Annotated in this window: 15 protein-coding genes and 2 pseudogenes; 6 read left to right on the top strand and 11 right to left on the bottom strand. The window is 71.4% G+C overall.

Annotated features, from left to right (window positions below; all coding sequences use genetic code 11):
- Positions 1-196: 196 nt before the first annotated feature.
- The 5 genes from ACFWTE_RS27230 to ACFWTE_RS27210 all read right to left on the bottom strand — a co-directional run bounded on the left by ACFWTE_RS27230 (position 197) and on the right by ACFWTE_RS27210 (position 3,845).
- A complete protein-coding gene (locus tag ACFWTE_RS27230) occupies positions 197-1,174 on the bottom strand; it encodes an aldo/keto reductase (RefSeq protein ID WP_378782768.1) in 978 nt (325 codons plus the stop codon).
- Positions 1,174-1,572: a MerR family transcriptional regulator gene (locus ACFWTE_RS27225; protein ID WP_378782767.1), complete on the bottom strand. Its 399-nt coding sequence runs from the start codon at positions 1,570-1,572 to the stop codon at positions 1,174-1,176. Before ACFWTE_RS27225 ends, ACFWTE_RS27230 begins: the two co-directional genes overlap by 1 nt.
- Positions 1,573-1,671: 99 nt before the next feature.
- Positions 1,672-2,349: a TetR/AcrR family transcriptional regulator gene (locus tag ACFWTE_RS27220; RefSeq protein WP_378782766.1), complete on the bottom strand. Its 678-nt coding sequence runs from the start codon at positions 2,347-2,349 to the stop codon at positions 1,672-1,674.
- 56 nt (positions 2,350-2,405) lie between these two features.
- Entirely contained in the window at positions 2,406-3,200 is a 795-nt protein-coding gene (locus ACFWTE_RS27215) for a hypothetical protein (RefSeq protein WP_378782765.1), read from the bottom strand.
- A 114-nt stretch (positions 3,201-3,314) separates the two neighbouring features.
- Positions 3,315-3,845 (bottom strand): SRPBCC family protein, encoded by a 531-nt coding sequence (locus ACFWTE_RS27210; RefSeq protein WP_378782764.1) that lies wholly within the window; start codon positions 3,843-3,845, stop codon positions 3,315-3,317.
- A 55-nt stretch (positions 3,846-3,900) separates the two neighbouring features.
- Between ACFWTE_RS27210 and ACFWTE_RS27205 the strand changes: the two genes are divergently transcribed.
- Positions 3,901-4,560 carry a TetR/AcrR family transcriptional regulator gene (locus ACFWTE_RS27205; RefSeq protein WP_378782763.1) on the top strand — a complete coding sequence of 220 codons (660 nt, stop codon included), beginning with the start codon at positions 3,901-3,903 and terminating at the stop codon, positions 4,558-4,560.
- A gap of 80 nt (positions 4,561-4,640) precedes the next feature.
- Here ACFWTE_RS27205 and ACFWTE_RS27200 read toward each other — a convergent pair whose 3' ends face one another.
- Positions 4,641-5,870, bottom strand: a complete 1,230-nt coding sequence (locus ACFWTE_RS27200) for an acyl-CoA dehydrogenase family protein (protein ID WP_378782762.1) — start codon at positions 5,868-5,870, stop codon at positions 4,641-4,643.
- A gap of 189 nt (positions 5,871-6,059) precedes the next feature.
- On the bottom strand, positions 6,060-7,508 hold the full coding sequence (locus ACFWTE_RS27195) for a helix-turn-helix domain-containing protein (RefSeq protein WP_378782761.1): 1,449 nt from the start codon (positions 7,506-7,508) through the stop codon (positions 6,060-6,062).
- A gap of 217 nt (positions 7,509-7,725) precedes the next feature.
- Here ACFWTE_RS27195 and aceA point away from each other — a divergent pair, with 217 nt between their 5' ends.
- From aceA to ACFWTE_RS27180, 3 genes are all read left to right on the top strand, one after another.
- Complete coding sequence (gene aceA, locus ACFWTE_RS27190; RefSeq protein WP_378782760.1) at positions 7,726-9,024, top strand: isocitrate lyase; 1,299 nt, start codon at positions 7,726-7,728, stop codon at positions 9,022-9,024.
- Between the two features lie 403 nt (positions 9,025-9,427).
- The gene (locus ACFWTE_RS27185) at positions 9,428-9,652 is read left to right on the top strand and encodes a DNA primase (protein WP_378782759.1); all 225 of its coding nucleotides are present in this window, start codon (positions 9,428-9,430) and stop codon (positions 9,650-9,652) included.
- Between the two features lie 67 nt (positions 9,653-9,719).
- Positions 9,720-10,538 carry a CPBP family intramembrane glutamic endopeptidase gene (locus tag ACFWTE_RS27180; RefSeq protein ID WP_378782758.1) on the top strand — a complete coding sequence of 273 codons (819 nt, stop codon included), beginning with the start codon at positions 9,720-9,722 and terminating at the stop codon, positions 10,536-10,538.
- Here the strand turns inward: ACFWTE_RS27180 and ACFWTE_RS27175 are convergent.
- Positions 10,507-11,793: a CynX/NimT family MFS transporter gene (locus ACFWTE_RS27175; protein WP_378782757.1), complete on the bottom strand. Its 1,287-nt coding sequence runs from the start codon at positions 11,791-11,793 to the stop codon at positions 10,507-10,509. The genes ACFWTE_RS27180 and ACFWTE_RS27175 overlap by 32 nt on opposite strands.
- Positions 11,794-11,961: 168 nt before the next feature.
- Here ACFWTE_RS27175 and ACFWTE_RS27170 point away from each other — a divergent pair, with 168 nt between their 5' ends.
- Complete coding sequence (locus ACFWTE_RS27170) at positions 11,962-12,663, top strand: FadR/GntR family transcriptional regulator (RefSeq protein ID WP_378782756.1); 702 nt, start codon at positions 11,962-11,964, stop codon at positions 12,661-12,663.
- A 125-nt stretch (positions 12,664-12,788) separates the two neighbouring features.
- Here ACFWTE_RS27170 and ACFWTE_RS27165 read toward each other — a convergent pair whose 3' ends face one another.
- Positions 12,789-13,556 carry an RraA family protein gene (locus ACFWTE_RS27165; protein ID WP_378782769.1) on the bottom strand — a complete coding sequence of 256 codons (768 nt, stop codon included), beginning with the start codon at positions 13,554-13,556 and terminating at the stop codon, positions 12,789-12,791.
- 259 nt (positions 13,557-13,815) lie between these two features.
- Complete coding sequence (locus ACFWTE_RS27160) at positions 13,816-14,724, bottom strand: Lrp/AsnC family transcriptional regulator (protein ID WP_378782755.1); 909 nt, start codon at positions 14,722-14,724, stop codon at positions 13,816-13,818.
- A gap of 499 nt (positions 14,725-15,223) precedes the next feature.
- On the opposite strand from ACFWTE_RS27160, the pseudogene ACFWTE_RS27155 reads away from it, so the two are divergent.
- Positions 15,224-16,732, top strand: a pseudogene (locus tag ACFWTE_RS27155) (LCP family protein); the annotation flags it as partial.
- Between the two features lie 69 nt (positions 16,733-16,801).
- On the opposite strand, the pseudogene ACFWTE_RS27150 reads toward ACFWTE_RS27155, so the two are convergent.
- A pseudogene (locus ACFWTE_RS27150) lies at positions 16,802-16,873 on the bottom strand (hypothetical protein); the annotation flags it as partial.
- Between the last annotated feature and the right edge of the window lie 61 nt (positions 16,874-16,934).

The following is a 16,934-nucleotide window of genomic DNA, read 5'->3' as shown; positions in this document are numbered from 1 at the left end:
GCGTCCGCGTGCGTGGACGGGGCGACCCTGTCGTCGGGTGAGGAGGCCGCCCGCGTGAACGACCGGCCGGTCATCGCCCTGGCCACGTCCATGCCGACGGCCGCAGCCTCCCGGGCACGGCAGAGCCCCACCGCGCCCCGCGCCCCCGACAGCGCCGGACGAGGGCCGGACGAGGGCCGGACGAGGGCCGCGAAGGCTAGCCGGCGTCCGCCAGCCGCTCCCACTGCTCGGCACTGAGGGTCAGGTCGGTCGCCTCGATCGCCTCGTTCAGCTGGTCCAGGCTGCTCGCCCCCACCAGCGGTACGACGCGCGGGTCACTGTCCATCAACCACGCCAGGACCACCTGGTTGCGGGTGGCTCCGGTCTCCCGGGCGACCTCGTCCAGGACCGCCAGGCGCGCAGGGGTGCCCGGGTGGTCGTAGACCGGATCCAGCCCGGCGGCCTTCTCCGGCCGTGTGTAGGCGCCCCACAGCAGGGACGTGTAGGCGACCAGCGTGTGCTCCCGCCCCTCGGCGGCCTCCTCCCGCACGAAGTCGAGGAGTTCGGGCGTGACGTGCATGTGCCCCGTGGACTCAAGGGGCCGGTCGAACCGCGGCTGGAGGTAGCTGTACCGGTACTGGAGCACCCTGGGGCGCGGCCAGCCGTTGGCCTCGGTGAGGGAGCGGGCCCTCTCCAGACGCCAGGTCCGGTGGTTGGACAGGCCCAGGTCGGTGACCGCGCCGTCGGCGACGAGCCCGGCGAAGGCGCCGAGGGTCTCGGACATCGGGACCGTGCGGTCCTCGTGGTGGGCGTAGAGCACGTCGAGCCGTTCCATGCCGAGGCGCTCGCGGCTGCGCTCCGCGGCCTTGGCGACGGCCGCGGCCGACAGCCCCTCGCGCGTCTTCGGGCCCGTCCCGGGAACGGTGGGCTGCGCCCCGAGCTTGGTCGCGATCACGACCTCGTCGGTGATCCCCCGCTCACGGCGCCACTTGCCCAGGAAGGTCTCGCTCTCGTGCCCCTCGAAACCCTCCACCCAGAACTGGTAGCAGTCGGCGGTGTCCACGAAGGTGCCCCCGGCCTCGACGAAGCGGTCGAGCAGTGCGGCGGAGGTCGCCTCGTCGGTCTGGCTTCCGAACTTCATCGCGCCCAGGCAGAGGGCGCTGACTCGGCGGTCGCCGATGGTGGTGTGGCGCATCAGATGGTTTCCTCGACCCGTTCGGGGGTGCGCTCGGCCAGGACGCCGAGGTAGTAGTCGATCTTGTGCTGGATGACGGACTGGCGGTCGCGCAGCTCGGCGATGCGCTCGTCCAGCCGGCGCTGGTGGCTCTGGAGGGCGTCCAGGCGGTCGGGGACCGTGTGCTCCCCGGCACGGACCAGCTCGGCGAAGTCGCGCAGGCGGGCGATGGGCATGTCCGTGTCGCGCAGGCACCTGACCAGGTGGAGGAGCTCCACGTCGTCGGTCCTGTAGCGGCGGTGCCCGCTGGGCGAGCGCTCCACCCGCCGCAGCAGGCCCGCCTTCTCGTAGTAGCGCAGCGTGTCCAGGGTCAGTTCGAACCTCTCGGCGACCTCGCCCGGCGTGTAGTAGTCCCTCATGCAGAGAAGCATGGGACCTGGAGTGCGCTCCAGGTCAAGGGTTTCCGGCAGATTGCCGGAAAGTCCCCGCTCGGGCGGACCCCGCCCCGCTCGGGATACTCAGTCCCGCCCGCCCCTGATGGCACCGACCACCGCGTCGGTGAGGTCGTCGATGATCTCCTGTTCGCTGACCTCGGGGTGCTCCAGCCACCACTCCCCCGCGGCCTGCACCATGCCGACCACGGCGTGCGCCACGATCTGGGACCGCAGCCGGCCGGCGACCCGCGTCTCGGTGAGGAGCTGCTCGGCGAGCTCCTCGCCGAGACGGCGCACCATCATGCCCAGGTCGCCACGCATGCGGGAGTCCTCGGACGTGGCCCGGTCCATGAGGAACCGGTAGAGGTTGAGGTTCTGGGAGATCATCGACAGGTACGCGCCGACGGTGGCCCGCGCCCTCACCTCGAACCGGGTGTGCTGGTGCAGCTCCTCGCGGATGCGCTCGATGAGCGGGTCGACGTGGCGCTGGGCCAGTGCACGGTACAGGCCGCCCTTGTCCCCGAAGTGGCGGTAGAGGATCGGCTTGCTGATCCCGGCCTCCGCCGCGATGGCCAGCATCGACGCGTCCGGGCCGTCGCGCTGGATCACGCGGTCGGCGGCGTCCAGGATGGTGCGGCGCCGCTCGGGGTCGCGCCCCCGGCCTCCGCGCCGCCCGCGTGCCGGGAGGACCTCCGGCGCGGGCGTGTCGGAGGCGTCGGGGGTGTCGGTCGGCGCGTTCGGGCGCGGGTGTTCGAGTGCCACAAGGGTTCACGGTAGCGGTTCCGCGAGGTGGGGCGTCGGATCGGCCGATCCGCGGATCAGGGCTGGAGCGCGATCCAGGTGGCGGCGGCGCGGGCGAGGGTCCTGCCCGTCTCGTCGAAGAGCGCGCTGGTGGTGTGGATCTTGCGCCCGTCCACCGATGCGAGGTGACCCATCACGACGTGGGTCCTGCCGACACGGGGCGCCTCGGCGACCCGGACCGTGAACCGTCCGAGCAGGGCGGGGCGGCCGACCACGTCGCTGGACCAGCCGCCGGGGCAGTCCAGCGCGGCCCACACCTGGGGCAGTGCCGTGGCACCGCTCCCGTCGTCCAGTCCGGGGAGCGGGGTCCAGGTGCAGGCGACGGTGTTCCCGGCCCCGTCGGGGCCGGTGCCCGGGCGCACGGAACCGGCGAACAGGCGGAGGCCGTCGCCCTCGGCACGCTCGGGGCCGCAGCTGTAGCAGTGCGGGAAGGGGTGGTCGGTGAGCCCGGGGTAGCGGCGTTCGGCCTCCCGTGCCTCGGTGACGCGGACCGGACCGCCGGGGATGGCGGGGGTTGCGGGGCCGCCGGGAAGGTCGACGGACAGGGCCTCGGCGACCAGGTGGCTGCGCTCCGCCTCCCCCACGGCCGGGTCGGTGAGCCGGAGTCCGGTGACAGGGTCGCCCGCCACCGTCAGCGGGTGGTCCAGGGGAGGAGGAGTGCGCAGGGTGACCTGGACTGCGGGACCGCCGGCGGCCGTGAGCCGCGAGGCGAGCAGGCCGGCGGTGTAGCCGCCGTTACCCGACCCGTCGGGCCCGTTGTAGGCCGCGGGGATGGTGATGGTGGGGGCGCCGTTGCCCGTGGTGGCGTTCATGACGCCAGGGTAGGCGTCGGTTGTTCGGCGCCGCCAGGGTGTGCTCGGCCGGACGGTCCGCCCCCCGGCCGGTCGTGGAGCGGTCCGGCAGGGGGATGGCGCCGGGAGCGCCCGCTACCCCTGGCCGACCGGGGCACGGCCGGTCGTGGCGCGGCCGGGCGTCCCGAACAGGCGGCGCAGCAGGCGTGTGCGCCGACCCCACCGCGCGGGGGCGGCCACCGTTCCGGTGAGCACGCGTTCGGCCCGGTCCAGGCAGTCCTCCAGCAGGGCGTCGTGCAGGGTACGGAACGCCAGCGGCCAGGTCAGGCGTGCGGGACCACGACCGCGCATGGCGAGCAGGTGACGCAAGGCGGTGCCGCCCGAGGGGGTCGGGTGGACCGTGAACTCGTGGAAGCCGTCGAAGCCGCGCGGGGCCCGGAACCGGAAGCGCACGTGGTGTCCGGGGACGTACTCCTCCACCGTGTACCGGACGGGCCCGTGCCCTCCCCGGGCACCGACGGCGAGGGGCCGGTCCAGGCGCATCGGGGGCCAGTCGCCCCGCGGCCAGAGCAGGTCGTCGGATCCTGCGGCCAGACTGTCCAGCAGGGCTCCCACCTGGCCGGGGGCGACCGGCAGGTGGCGTTCGTGCAGGTTGTACACGTCCATGCGCACTCCTTTTAGAGAGATGTCTCTAAAAGGAGTAGAGCATAGTCTCCAGGACATGGGTAGACCCGCGCGCTTTTGCACCGACGACCTGGTCGAGACCGCCACCGCCCTGGCCGCGGGGGGTGGCCCGGCTGCGGTGACGATGGCGGCCGTGGCGAGGGGGGCCGGGGCTCCCAGCGGCTCCCTCTACCACCGTTTTCCCGGACGGCCCGCACTCCTGGCCGCCGTGTGGCTGCGCGCCCTGGAGTCCTTCCAGGCGGGGTGCCGCGAGTCCCTGTCCGCCGGGCCCGCCCTGGGTGCGGCCGTGGACACGGCGCGCCACGTGGTCTCCTGGAGCCGCGCCCATCCCGAACGGGCTCGGGTCCTGCTGCACCGGCCCTCCGACTTCGAGGCGCCCCACTGGCCCGAGGCCGACCGCGCCCGGTGGGAGTCGGCCAACGCCGGGGTGGGCGAACTCCTGGCCCGGGTGGCGGACGGTCTGCGCGAACCGGGCGAGGACGAGGCGCGCTCCCGGGAGCGGGTGCTGCTGGCCGTGGTCGACCTGCCGCTCGCCCTGGTCCGGCGCCACCTGCCCGGTGGCGCGGGGATCCCCGAGGGAATCGAGGAGCTGGCGGCGGACTCCGCGCGGCGTCTGCTGTCACCGCCGCCCGGAAGGGCGGAGCGACTGGGGGAGGCCGGACGCCCTGGAGGGGGTGCGGGGGCAGCGAGGGGCTGAGGGGCGCGCAGGCGGGGCCGCCGCTTCCGGCCCCGCGGGCGCGGCCCCGGCGAGGACCGTGTGGCCCACCGCGTCCGACATCACCGGATCGGCAGGCCCGTGACGGCACGGCCGATGATGAGCTTCTGGATCTCGCTCGCACCCTCGAAGATCGTGAAGATGGTGGCGTCGCGGTGCCAGCGCTCCACGGGGTAGTCACGCGTGTAGCCGTTCCCCCCGAGGATGCGCAGGGCGTTCTGGGTGACGAACGTGGCGGTCTCGGAGGCGTAGAGCTTGCTCATGGAGCCCTCCGCGTTCGTGAAGTCCTTGCCGTTGCGGGCCATCCAGGCGGCGCGCCAGACCAGCAGGCGCGCCGCGTCGATCCGGGTGGCCATGTCCGCGAGGAGGAAGGCCACGCCCTGGTTGTCGCCGATCGGGCGGCCGAACTGCTCGCGCTGGGTGGAGTAGTCGCGGGCGTACTCGTAGGCGGCGCGCGCGGTGCCGACCGCCATCACGCCGACGCTCGGCCGGGACGCCTCGAAGGTCTTCATGGCGGCCTGGCCCTTGGAGCTGCGGCCCTCACGGGCGCGGGCGAGCCGCTCGTCGAGCTTGTCCTTGCCGCCCAGCAGGCACGAACCGGGGACCCGGACGTCGTCCAGGACGACCTCGGCGGTGTGGGAGGCGCGGATGCCGTGCTTCTTGAACTTCTGGCCCTGGGAGAGGCCGGGGGTGTTCGGGGGGACGATGAAGGAGGCCTGGCCGCGGGAGCCGAACTCGGGCTCGACCGAGGCGACGACGACGTGGACGTCGGCGATGCCGCCGTTGGTCGCCCACGTCTTGACGCCGTTCAGGACCCACTCGTCCTTGGCCTGGTCGTAGACGGCGCGGGTCCTGATCGCCGAGACGTCGGAGCCGGCGTCGGGCTCGGAGGAGCAGAACGCGCCGAGTTTGACGTCGTCGGCGCTGCCGAACATCTGCGGGACCCACTCGAAGAGCTGTTCCTGGGTGCCGGTGGATGCCACGGACACGGCGGCCAGCCCTGTGCCGGTGATGGACAGGGCGATGCCGGGGTCGCCCCAGTAGAGCTCCTCGAAGGCGACGGGGATGCCGAGACCGCTCGGCTCCAGCCACTGGTTCGCGAAGAAGTCGAGGGAGTACAGGCCGATCTTGGCCGCCTCCTGGATGATCGGCCAGGGGGTCTCCTCACGCTCGTCCCACTCGGCGGCGGCGGGGCGGATGATGTCGGCGGCGAACCCGTGCGCCCAGTCCCGGACGTCGCGGACGTCCTCGCTCAGTTCCAGGCTGAAGGCGGGGGCGGTGGCCTCACTCATGCTCTTACATCCTTCGTCGGCCCCTCCGGGGGAGGAGGGACGGCCAATACGTGTTACCAACGGTAACAGCAGGATCTGTCAGGCACAATCGCCCGCCGCGCCCGGACCTGCCTCCACCGGACCGCGCAGAGGGGCCGGGACTTCCGTCCCGGCCCCTCGTCCTTCTCCGCTCCCGCACCGCCGGGGCCGTCAGTTCCGCCCGTCCCCGTTGTGCTTTTCCAGGAACGTGTAGACGTCGTGCTCGTCCACACCCGGGAAGGTCCCCGAGGGCAGGGCCGAGAGGACGTGCGAGTGAGCGCGGGCCGAGGGCCACACGTTGCCCTCCCAGCGCGCGGCCAGGTCCGCGGGCGGACGCACGCAGCACTCGCCCGTGGGGCAGTTGGACTGGGTCCGGTTGGTGGTCTCGCGCCCGCGGAACCAGCGCGACTCCTTGTAGGGCACACCCAGGGTGATGGCGAAGTTGCGCTCCCGGCTCGGGTCCACGTGCGCCACGCACCAGTGGGTGCCGTTGGGCTTGTCGGTGTACTGGTAGTAGATCGAGTAGCGGTCCGGGGAGGCGAAGACCTGGCGCCCCGACCACTGGCGGCACATGCGCTGGCCCTCGATGGCGCCGGTCTCGTCGGTGGGGAAGACCAGGCCGTCGTTCTCGTAGGCCTTGTAGATGATGCCGGTCTCGTCGTTGCGGATGAAGTGGCAGACCAGGTCCAGGTGCCGGTGGGCCAGGTTGGTGAACCGGTGGGCCGCCATCTCGTAGGAGACCGAGTAGACGTCGCGCAGGTCCTCCACCGAGAGGTCGCGGGCGTGCTTGGCCTCCTGGAGGTAGGTGACGGCCGTGCTCTCGGGGATGAGGACGGCGGCGGCGAAGTAGTTGACCTCGACCCTCTGGCGCAGGAAGTCGCCGAAGTCCCGGGGCTGGTTGTGACCGAGCACGACGTGGCCGAGGGTCTGGAGGAGGATCGTGCGCGGACTGTGCATCCCCAGCGTGGTCTCGCGCTTGAGGTAGATCCGCCGGTTGACGTGGTCGGTGAGGGAGCGCACCGAGCGGGGCAGGTCCTGCACGTACTTGAGGCTGAACCCGTGGTGCGTCGCGATCGCGAGGATCTGCCCCTGGGAGAGGGCGCCCGCGGTGTAGTTGACGGCGTTCAGGGTCTCGGTGGCCGCCTTCTCGATCTGCTCGAAGTAGTTGCCGCGCTCCCGCATCTGACGGCGCAGGTCGGCGTTGGCCCGCCTGGCCTCCTCGGGACTGGCCGTGGGCTTGGCGTGGCGCCTCTTGAGCTCGTCGTACAGGCCCACGATGTGTTCGAGCACGTCGTTGGGGACCCTCTTGCCGACCTTGAGGTGCGGCAGGTTGAGCTCCTGGTAGAGGGAGTCGCGCTGCGCCTCCTCCACGGAGATCTCCAGCTGGGCCCTGCGGCTCGGCGGCTGCTTGGAGAGGAGTTCCTCGACGGAGACGCCGAGCGAGGAGGCCAGGGAGGTGAGGAGGGAGAGCTTGGGCTCGCGCTTGCCGTTCTCCAGGAGGGAGAGCTGGGAGGGTGCCCTCCCGACACGTTGCCCCAGGTCAGAGAGGGTCAGGCCCCGTGCGCGCCGCAGGTGGCGGAGCCGCTGGCCAAAGGTGACGAGATCTAGGTCACCTGTCAAAGACGGTATTTCTTCAGCACCAAAGTACGCCATGGCTTCATCCTACGGAAAGAATCGCCGATCTTCGCACGGTTTCGAGTGGAAAAGCTCTGGATCTTCCCCAAGAATCATAGTTACCGGCGGGGAACATACACCCAGGGCTCAGCCCCTGGCCCTGGCAGGACCACCCTCGACCGGTGTGAACACCTTGGGGACTACACGTAAGGCGGGAACGAACATGAGCACCAGCGCTCGACGTCAGGAAGCCAGCGCCGAACTCCAGCGCGACTGGGAGACCAACGCCCGGTGGGCCGGTATCGAGCGCACCTACTCCGCTGACGACGTGGTCAAGCTCCGCGGTTCGGTCACCGAGGAGCACACCCTGGCCCGCCGTGGCGCCGAGCGCCTCTGGGACCTGCTCCACACCGAGGACTACGTCAACAGCCTCGGCGCCCTCACCGGCAACCAGGCGGTCCAGCAGGTCCGCGCCGGCCTGAAGGCCATCTACCTCTCCGGATGGCAGGTCGCCGCCGACGCGAACCTGTCCGGCAGCACCTACCCGGACCAGAGCCTCTACCCGGCCAACTCGGTCCCGGCCGTGGTCCGCCGCATCAACAACGCTCTGCTGCGCGCCGACCAGATCACCTGGTCCGAGGGCGACGACACCGCACCCGAGTGGCTCGCCCCGATCGTGGCGGACGCCGAGGCCGGCTTCGGCGGCGTCCTCAACGCCTACGAGCTGATGAAGGGCATGATCGCCTCCGGCGCGGCCGGCGTGCACTGGGAGGACCAGCTGGCCTCCGAGAAGAAGTGCGGCCACCTGGGCGGCAAGGTCCTCATCCCGACCGGCCAGCACGTCAAGACGCTCAACGCCGCCCGCCTGGCCGCGGACGTCGCCGGAGTCCCCTCCCTCGTCATCGCGCGGACCGACGCCCAGGCCGCGACCCTGATCACGAGTGACATCGACGAGCGCGACCAGCCCTTCGTCACCGGCGAGCGCACCGCCGAGGGCTTCTACCGCTTCCGCAACGGCGTGGACGCCTGCGTCGCCCGCGGCCTGGCCTACGCCCCGCACTCCGACCTGCTCTGGATGGAGACCGCGACCCCCGACCTGGAGGTCGCCCGCGACTTCGCCGAGCGCATCAAGGCGGAGTACCCGGACCAGATGCTGGCCTACAACTGCTCGCCGTCCTTCAACTGGAAGCGGCACCTGGACGACGCGACCATCGCGAAGTTCCAGCGCGAGCTGGGCCACATGGGCTACAAGTTCCAGTTCATCACCCTGGCGGGCTTCCACTCGCTCAACCACTCGATGTTCAACCTGGCCAAGGGCTACGCCCGGAACGGGATGACGTCGTACGTCGAGCTCCAGGAGGCCGAGTTCGCGTCCGAGGCCGAGGGCTACACCGCCACCCGCCACCAGCGCGAGGTCGGCACCGGCTACTTCGACGCGATCAGCACGACCATCGCACCTGAGGCCAGCACCACGGCTCTCACCGGTTCCACAGAGGAAGACCAGTTCTCAGCGGCTCACTGACCTGGTCTCCGTTCCCAGGAGTTCGTCCCTCCCCGCTTTCGTGGCTGGGGCGGGGCGGGACGGACTCCGCCCCCCAGGTCGTGTTTTTTGTATCTTTCCGGGCTCGCGTCCACCAGGCTTCCTCTCGCCGCGCCTCTGCGCTCGTGAAGCACAACCAGGCTGAACGTCGCACATCGCCTTGCGAGAGATCGCCTGGACGGCCGCTCGCCGACCCGAAAACCTCCAAAGAACACTTCCTCGCCGTCGGCCATACGCGGTCCGTGTCACACGCGTATGGCCGGCGGCTTGTCCGTGCCCGGTTCCGGGCGCCCCCGCCGCATGTTCGCCGTCGCGGAAGACGCCCTAGGCTGGCCACCGCGCGGGGTCGGCGCCCGCCGGCCCGCCACGAGACCCGGAGGCATCCGTGAAACTCCTCGACCCCCTCCTGTCGGCGCTGTCCGTCCTGCGCCGCTTCCTCGCCGTGGGCGCCCTGGCCGCGTTCGTGGTCCTGGGTACCGCCGCCTGCGACGACGTCCTTCCGGACGTGGACGTGGAACAGGGTGACGACGAGGACGGCGACGAGGGCCAAGATGACGAAGGCGATGACGATGAGGACGGCGGCGACGACGAAGGTGACGACGAGGACTGACGCGAGGACGTCCCGCCCCTGAACCCCCCGGTCACGCGTCCGCCGGACAGCGCGTAGATTGCGACGCGTGACCGACAAGACCCGCACACCGCACGCCGCCGAGGACGCGGGGACGCCGCCCTCCCCCACAGCCCTGCCCGACAGGGGCCTGTTGCGCTGGGAGGTCGTGTGCGTCCTCGCGCTCTCCCTCGGCGCCGCCGCGCTCTCCGCGATCATCTCCTTCGCGGGTGTGCTGACCGCGCCCGGGTCGCTCGCCGAGCAGACCGCGAGCCTGGTGAACCCGCGCGCCGACGCCCGCCCCTGGCTGGACCTGTCCCGTCAGCTGTACTCGCTGGCCTTCTCCCTGACCCCGGTGCTGCTGGTCGCCTACCTCATGCGCAGGTCGGGTGAGTCGTCCCGCACGATCGGCTTCGACGTGCGCCGTCCCGGGTTCGACCTCGGCACCGGCGCCGCCCTGGCCGCCCTGATCGGCGCGGGCGGGCTGGCCGTGTACGTGGTCTCCTGGAACCTGGGGCTGACGCTGACGATCGTGCCCAGCACCCTGGACGGCAACTGGTGGGACGTGCCCGTCCTCGTGCTCCAGGCCGCCAAGAACGGCGTCCTGGAGGAGGTCATCGTCGTCGGCTACCTGCTGCACCGCCTGGGGCAGCTCGGCTGGGCGCCGTGGAAGGCGGTGCTGGCGAGTTCGGTGCTGCGGGCCTTCTACCACCTCTACCAGGGGGTGGGCATGTTCTTCGGCAACCTGGTGATGGGGCTGGTCTTCGGCTGGTTCTACCTGCGCTACGGACGGGTGATGCCGCTGGTGGTGGCGCACACCGTCATCGACATCGTGGCGTTCGTCGGGTCCGTGTACCTCATCGGCCGGATCGACTGGCTGCCCTTCTGACCGCGCGCTCCCTGATGGCGTCCTCCAGGTAGCCGGGCCTGCCAAGCAGGAGTCCCACGCCCAGGTTGACCGATACCAGGGCCACCACGAGGAGCAGCGGAGCGTGCCAGCCCCCGCTGGTCTCGTGCAACAGGCCGAAAAGGAAGGGGCCCGCGCCGCCCATCAGGTAGCCCAGGCTCTGGCTGGACGCCGACAGGGCCGCCGTTCCGGCGCCGGTGCGGGTGCGCAGCGCGAACGCGGTCAGGGCGAAGACGAAGCTGCCCATGCCGACGCCGACGAGGGTCGTCCACACCCACACGCCCGCGAGCGGGGAGAACCACAGCCCCGCGAGGCCCGAGAGGTAGGCGGCGGCGAACACGACCACGAACGGGCGCTGGTCGCGGAACCGGGTGAGCAGTGTGGGCAGCACCAGCGACATCGGGATGCCCAGGACGGTGAGGTAGGACAGGGCGAGCCCCGCCGTCTGGGGGTCCATGCCCTCGTCGCGCAGCATCTGCGCGTACCAGCCGAACATGATGTAGGCCACCGAGGACTGCGTGCCGAAGTACAGCACGGCCTGCAGTCCGATGCCGGTGCCCAGGACCTGGCGGAAGCCCAGCACCTGGGAGGGGTCGCCGGGGGCGGGTTCGTGGCGCAGCGCCAGCAGCCAGGGCACGGCGGCGACGACACCGAAGAGGGCGTAGGCGCCCAGGGCGATCCGCCACTCACCCGTGGACTGCTCCAGGGGGACGGTGGAGGCCGCCGCGATGGTGGTCCCCAGGGCCAGGGCGGTGGTGTACACGGTGGTCATGAGCCCGACCCGCTCGGGAAAATGCTGCTTGACCAGGGCGGGGAGGATGACATTGCCGATCGCGCCACCGGACAGTGCCACGGCGCTCAGGGCGAGGAACATCCAGGGTTCGGGCGCCAGCGCGCGGGTGGCGAGGCCCACGGTGAGGGCGGTCAGCGCGTAGACGAGCAAGTGGTGCTCTCCCAGGCGTCGTGCCAGGAGGGGGGTGAGGCCGCCGAAGAGGGCGAAGCACAGGACGGGGAGCGTGGTGAGCACACCGGCGCCGACCGCGGTCATCCCGAGTCCGCTGGTGACCTCGCCGAGCACGGGCCCGACGCTGGTGATCGCGGTGCGCAGGTTGAGGGCGGCGAGGGCGATCCCGGCCGCGATGAGCAGGAGGACGGCCCGCGGAGGGCGGGGGTCGGCGATCCTGCCTGCGGGGGGACCGCTCGTCGTGGGCGTGTGGGGCGCTGATCCGGCGCTCATGGAAGGCGACTCGCAGATTCGTGGGATGACCGGATGTACTTCATGAGGATAACGCATTACCGTTCGAGGCCAATTCCCGACGGTAACTGGTCTAAGCTCCGGCCTTAACCGTTCCGTACCTGTGCGCTGGCCCAGTCATCCGGCGACCCGCCCCTAGGAGGTAAACGCGTGCCCCTCGCCTCGACACGCCGGACCGGTCTCGTAGACCAGGTCATCAGTCAGTTACGAGCACAGATCGACTCGGGTGAATGGGCCGTCGGCGACCGCATCCCCACCGAGTCGGAACTCTCCGACCAGCTTGAGGTGGGCCGCAACACCGTACGTGAGGCCGTCCGCGCCCTCGCCCACGCGGGCCTGCTGGAGATCCGCCAGGGCGCGGGCACCTTCGTCCGCGCCTCCAGCGAGCTCGGCGGCGCCCTGCGCCGCAGGCTGGAGCGCTCCCGCCTGCGGGAGAACCTGGAGGTGCGCCGCGCCCTGGAGGTGGAGGCGGCCAGGCTGGCCGCCCTGCGCCACAGCGACGAGGACATGGCCGCCATCGACCGGGCGATGGCCCTGCGCGAGGCCGCCTGGCGCGACCACGACATGAGCGCGTTCGTGGAGGCCGACTTCACGTTCCACCGCTCGGTCGTCAACGCCACCCACAACACCCTGCTCATCGACCTGTACGACGACATCGCCCAGGTCGTGTACGCGAGCATCGCGCACACCGCGTACGAGCAGAACAACGTGGCCACGAACCAGCCCTCGTCCGCGACCGACGGGGTGGACCACTCCAAGCTGACCGAGGCGATCCGCGCCGCCGACGCCTCCGCGGCCGCCCGCGAGGCGACCTGCTACATCGACGAGCTGCTCTCCCTCACCGAGGACTGAACCGCGGACCGTGCCCGAGAGGGCTCCCGCCCGCGCGTCCTCGGTGCCACCGCGCGAAACGAACGGCCCGGGACCGTCCGCCAGGACCGTCCCGGGCCGTTCGCGCGCTCACGGGTTCCGCGGGCTCAGTCGCCCCGGTAGGCCTCGCCCACCGCCGGACGGGGCGCGGCCCTGGGGCGGCCAGCCCCCGAGTGGCCCTCGACAGCGCGCGCGGCGGTGTCGCGGCGCACGGCCTCCAGTGCCCGGGAGCGCCCCCCGAGGGGCCGGGCCGCGCGGTCGGCCGCACCCTCCCAGCCCGAGACCCGCGACGGGTCCAGTCCGAGCAGGTCCAGGGTGCTCTCCCCCGCGTACACGGCGTCGATGATCTCCTGCTCCCGGGAGAGACTGCTCATGGTCTCGGCGATGATGGCGCTCACCTGCCCCCGGGGCAGGCAGACCACTCCGTCGTCGTCGGCGACGATCCAGTCGCCGCGGCGCACCGGCAGGGGTACGGGACCGCTCGCGCTCATGCTGATCTCCCGACCCACGGAACCGCCCGCCTCGTGGCCCGCCTCACGGACCGCGACCCCGGCTCCGAAGACGGGGAGTTCACAGCGCGCGATGGCGGCGATGTCGCGGACGCAGCCGTCCAGGACGATGCCGCTCACCCCGCGGGTCCGGGCGGCGACGGCGAGGATCTCGTCGACATAGCCGTACTCGGACTCCCCGGCCACGTCCACGACGAGGGCCGCTCCGGGCGGCGCCTGGGCCACCGCCACGTGGAGCGCGAGGTTGTCCCCCGGTGTACAGCGCACAGGGAAGGCGGCCGCGGCGAACGCGGCCCCCGGCCAGACGGAGAACAGGTGCGTACCGAACGGCCGGCCGCCACAGCGGGCCAGCGCCACCGTTCCCACAGCCGTCAACGTATTCGCAAGCGCCACGTCAGCCTCCCACTACACCCGCGCCCGGTGCGGCCGGTTCCAACCGACCCCCTCCATACTCACGGGTAACTTAAGCGTGACGCAAGCCATACGTGGCGGAAACACGTAAAAATGTTACCGCTGGTTACAGTCAGGCGCGGAGCGCGCGCGGCCTCCCACCCTGTGTCACACACGGGACCGGCCCCGACCGGACCGGAGTCGGGTCGGGGCCGGTCTGACCGGGCGGTCCCGTTCAGCCGGTGATCCACTCCACCGGTCGCTCCCCGCCCCTGCGCTCCTTGCGCACCGACAGGTGTTCCCAGGTCTCCACGTAGCCCACCCCCGGCGCCGACCGCACCGACTCCAGAGCCTCCACCAGCTGGCAGCGGTCCGGGGCGGTGAGGGTGCCGATGATGTCGTAACGGCCGAAGCCGCTGGCCAGGAAGGAGATCCGGGCCATGTTCGCCAGCGCGGAGCCCAGCGCCTCGGCGTCGCCCCGACAGCGCAGGCCGAAGCCCAGCTGCTCGTTGGCCCCCACCGCCGAGGGCTCCACGAGCGCGGTCACGTGCACCACGCCCGAGTTCAGGAGCCGCACGACCCGGGATCGGGCCGCCGCCTGCGACAGCCCCACCTGACGGGCGAGGTCCGCGTAGGAGGCCCTGCCGTCCTTGAGCAACTGGCGAACCAGGCGCCAGTCAAGGGCGTCCAACTCGATGTCGCGTAGTTCCCGCACGCTGCTGTGGGCGTCCTTGAAGACGGCGTTGGCGCGGAAGACCTCCGCGCCGTCCACTCCCTCCAGCGAGCGCAGATCGGTGAGCTCCTTGGTGAGGGCGCCGTCATCGGCCACCCGCACCTGCGCGACGGCCGGGAACCTCCCGGCCGACTGCGCCGCGAAGGTCACCGCCTCGCGTTCGCCCAGTGCCTCCAGCAGCGGCCCCACGGGGCCGCTGACATGGAAAGACACATGACCGAGGACCTCCATGCCCACGACTCCGGCGTGCAGCACCCCCACGATCCGGATCGCCCCCGAATGGACGAGCTGGCGCACTCTGGCGCGTACCGCCGTCCGGGACAGGCCGACTCCGTCAGCCAGCGCCTGGAACGTCGCTCTGCCGTCCCCCTGCAACGCGCGCATAAGCGCGGCGTCAACCGCATCAAGCACGATGGTGCCTTTCGTTCCCATGTCGTCGCCCTTCCCCCGGGCGACGCCCCCTCCTGCGGCCAGATCATCGCAGCTGTGGCGCCCGTTCACTACTGATCGCGAAAGAAATCGGTTGATTCACCCCTTTGATCGACCCGAAAGCATCACCCAATCCCCCATCCATGACGTCGAGAACACATAACAGACTTGTATAGAACATCCCTCCTGAGTGAGTAGTCGTGCCCACAACTCTCACAAAGCGCCAGACTGTTCAGGCGGGTCCGCGCGACCTACACCGAAGGGCACACCCGCCCCGAGGGGCGCGAGGCGGCCCGCACCGAGCGTCCGAGTAGACGGGCGCCGCCCGGGAGCGTTCCAGGCGGCCTCCGCCGGGCGCGGACCTGACAGGGGTCGCGGGCACAGAACCGGGCCCCGGGGCGCGACCATCGCGCGGCGAGGGTGGCGGGGGACAACGGAACGGGGCGGACCCAGCCGCCCCGATGTTGGAGAGGAATCGTCGGTGGCAGCGGAGGACGATCAGCGGGACGAGGCGCCCACACGCCTGAGTACGGGGCGGGCACTGCTGTGGACCGCGGCGTCGGTCCCCCTTCCGGGCCTGGCCCACCTGCGCATGCGGCGCAGGATCGCGGGATTTTTGATCCTCGGCCTGTACCTGGCCGGGATCGTGGCCCTGGCGGTCTGGGCCTGGCGCATCGGCGCCCACGAGTCGGGGCCCATGGCCCTCCTCGCGGGGATGGCGGTCCAGAGCCGCTGGCTGCTGGGCGCCATGGGCCTGGTGTTCGTGGTCGCGGTCCTGTGGATGGCGATCGTCCTGCACTCCTGGACGATCACACGGCCCGTGGGGGTGCCCTTCGGCAGGCGGGTGCTCGGCGGGGCGGTGGTCCTGCTGCTGTGCCTGGCCATCGCGGCGCCCTCCGCACTGGCCCTGCACGGCGGTTACACGGCCCATGAGACCCTCGCCGACGTGTTCAGCGGCGACGAGGACCCTGAGCTGCCGCCCCACGACGCGGCCGACCCCTGGAACGGGGCGGAGCGGGTCAACGTCCTGCTGATCGGTGCCGACTCGGCGGACAACCGCTACGGGGTGCGCACGGACACCATGATGGTCGCCAGTATGGACACCCGAACCGGTGACGCCGTCCTGGTGGGCCTGCCCCGCAACCTGGAGAACGTGCGCTTCCCGGAGGACAGCACCCTCGCGGAGCGCTACCCCGAGCCGTACGGTTTCGACCTGCTCCTCAACGACGTGTACCAGACGGTCGCCGAGGAGCCCGACGAGCTGGCGCTCAACCCGGTCGTGGGCGACCCGTCCGCCGACACCCTCAGGAAGGTGGTCGGCTACAACGTCGGCCTGGACATCGGCTACTACGCGATGGTCGACATGATGGGCTTCCGCGACCTCATCGACGCCATCGGCGGCGTGGAGGTGCGCATCGAGGAGCCGATCCCCTACGGCGTGCACGGAGGGGTCCTGGAGCCGGGCCTGCGCGAGCTCGACGGCCACGAGGCGCTCTGGTACGGGCGCTCCCGGGTCAACAGCGACGACTACGGCCGCATGGGCCGCCAGGGCTGCCTGATCAAGTACGTCACCGAGCAGGTCGAGCCGAGGACGATCCTGACCAGCTACCGCAGACTCGCCGGCGCCACCGCGCGGACGCTGAGCACGGACATCCCCCAGTCCAAGGTGCCCGCGTTCATCGAGCTGGCCGACCTGGTCACCGACACCGGGCGGATGAGCACGTTCCAGCTGTCACCGCCCCAGGTCAACACCGCCAACCCCGACTGGGACGAGGTCAGGGACCTGGTCGCCGAGGCGATCGACGCCGTGAGCGACGAGACCGACGACCTGCCCGACGACGCCTCTCCGTCCGCCTCCCCCGAGGCGGTCACCGAGGACGCCGAGGGGGGCGGTGACGCCGAGGGGGGCGGTGACCGCACCGAGTGGCAGGAGTACACCGGCCTGGACGAGGAGGAGCCCGCCGACCCGGGCCGCCAGGTGGGCGCGGACCAGCGGCAGCGCCTGGTAGCCGTCGTCGGGCAGGACGGCAGTGTCGCCGGCGCGCAGCTGCGAGAAGAGGACGGACGAGATGGCGGCCATGCCGGAGGCGAAAACGAGCGTTTCGACGTCATCCCGCCCCGGCGCCTCCAGCTCGCCGATGGCGCGCTCCAGGTGGGTCCAGGTCGGGTTCTCGTCGCGGCCGTAGGTGTTC

The organism is Nocardiopsis sp. NPDC058631, from assembly GCF_042716955.1.
Lineage (GTDB): Bacteria > Actinomycetota > Actinomycetes > Streptosporangiales > Streptosporangiaceae > Nocardiopsis.
This window is presented reverse-complemented; position numbering and strand designations above follow the sequence as displayed.

Excerpts from the sequence above, each read along its gene's own strand:
- ACFWTE_RS27210 (WP_378782764.1), bottom strand. The coding sequence starts at position 3,845 with ATGGACGTGTACAACCTGCACGAACGCCACCTGCCGGTCGCCCCCGGC.
- ACFWTE_RS27230 (WP_378782768.1), bottom strand. The coding sequence starts at position 1,174 with ATGCGCCACACCACCATCGGCGACCGCCGAGTCAGCGCCCTCTGCCTG.
- ACFWTE_RS27215 (WP_378782765.1), bottom strand. The coding sequence starts at position 3,200 with ATGAACGCCACCACGGGCAACGGCGCCCCCACCATCACCATCCCCGCG.
- ACFWTE_RS27200 (WP_378782762.1), bottom strand. The coding sequence starts at position 5,870 with ATGAGTGAGGCCACCGCCCCCGCCTTCAGCCTGGAACTGAGCGAGGAC.
- aceA (WP_378782760.1), top strand. The coding sequence starts at position 7,726 with ATGAGCACCAGCGCTCGACGTCAGGAAGCCAGCGCCGAACTCCAGCGC.
- ACFWTE_RS27175 (WP_378782757.1), bottom strand. The coding sequence starts at position 11,793 with ATGAGCGCCGGATCAGCGCCCCACACGCCCACGACGAGCGGTCCCCCC.
- ACFWTE_RS27225 (WP_378782767.1), bottom strand. The coding sequence starts at position 1,572 with ATGAGGGACTACTACACGCCGGGCGAGGTCGCCGAGAGGTTCGAACTG.
- ACFWTE_RS27205 (WP_378782763.1), top strand. The coding sequence starts at position 3,901 with ATGGGTAGACCCGCGCGCTTTTGCACCGACGACCTGGTCGAGACCGCC.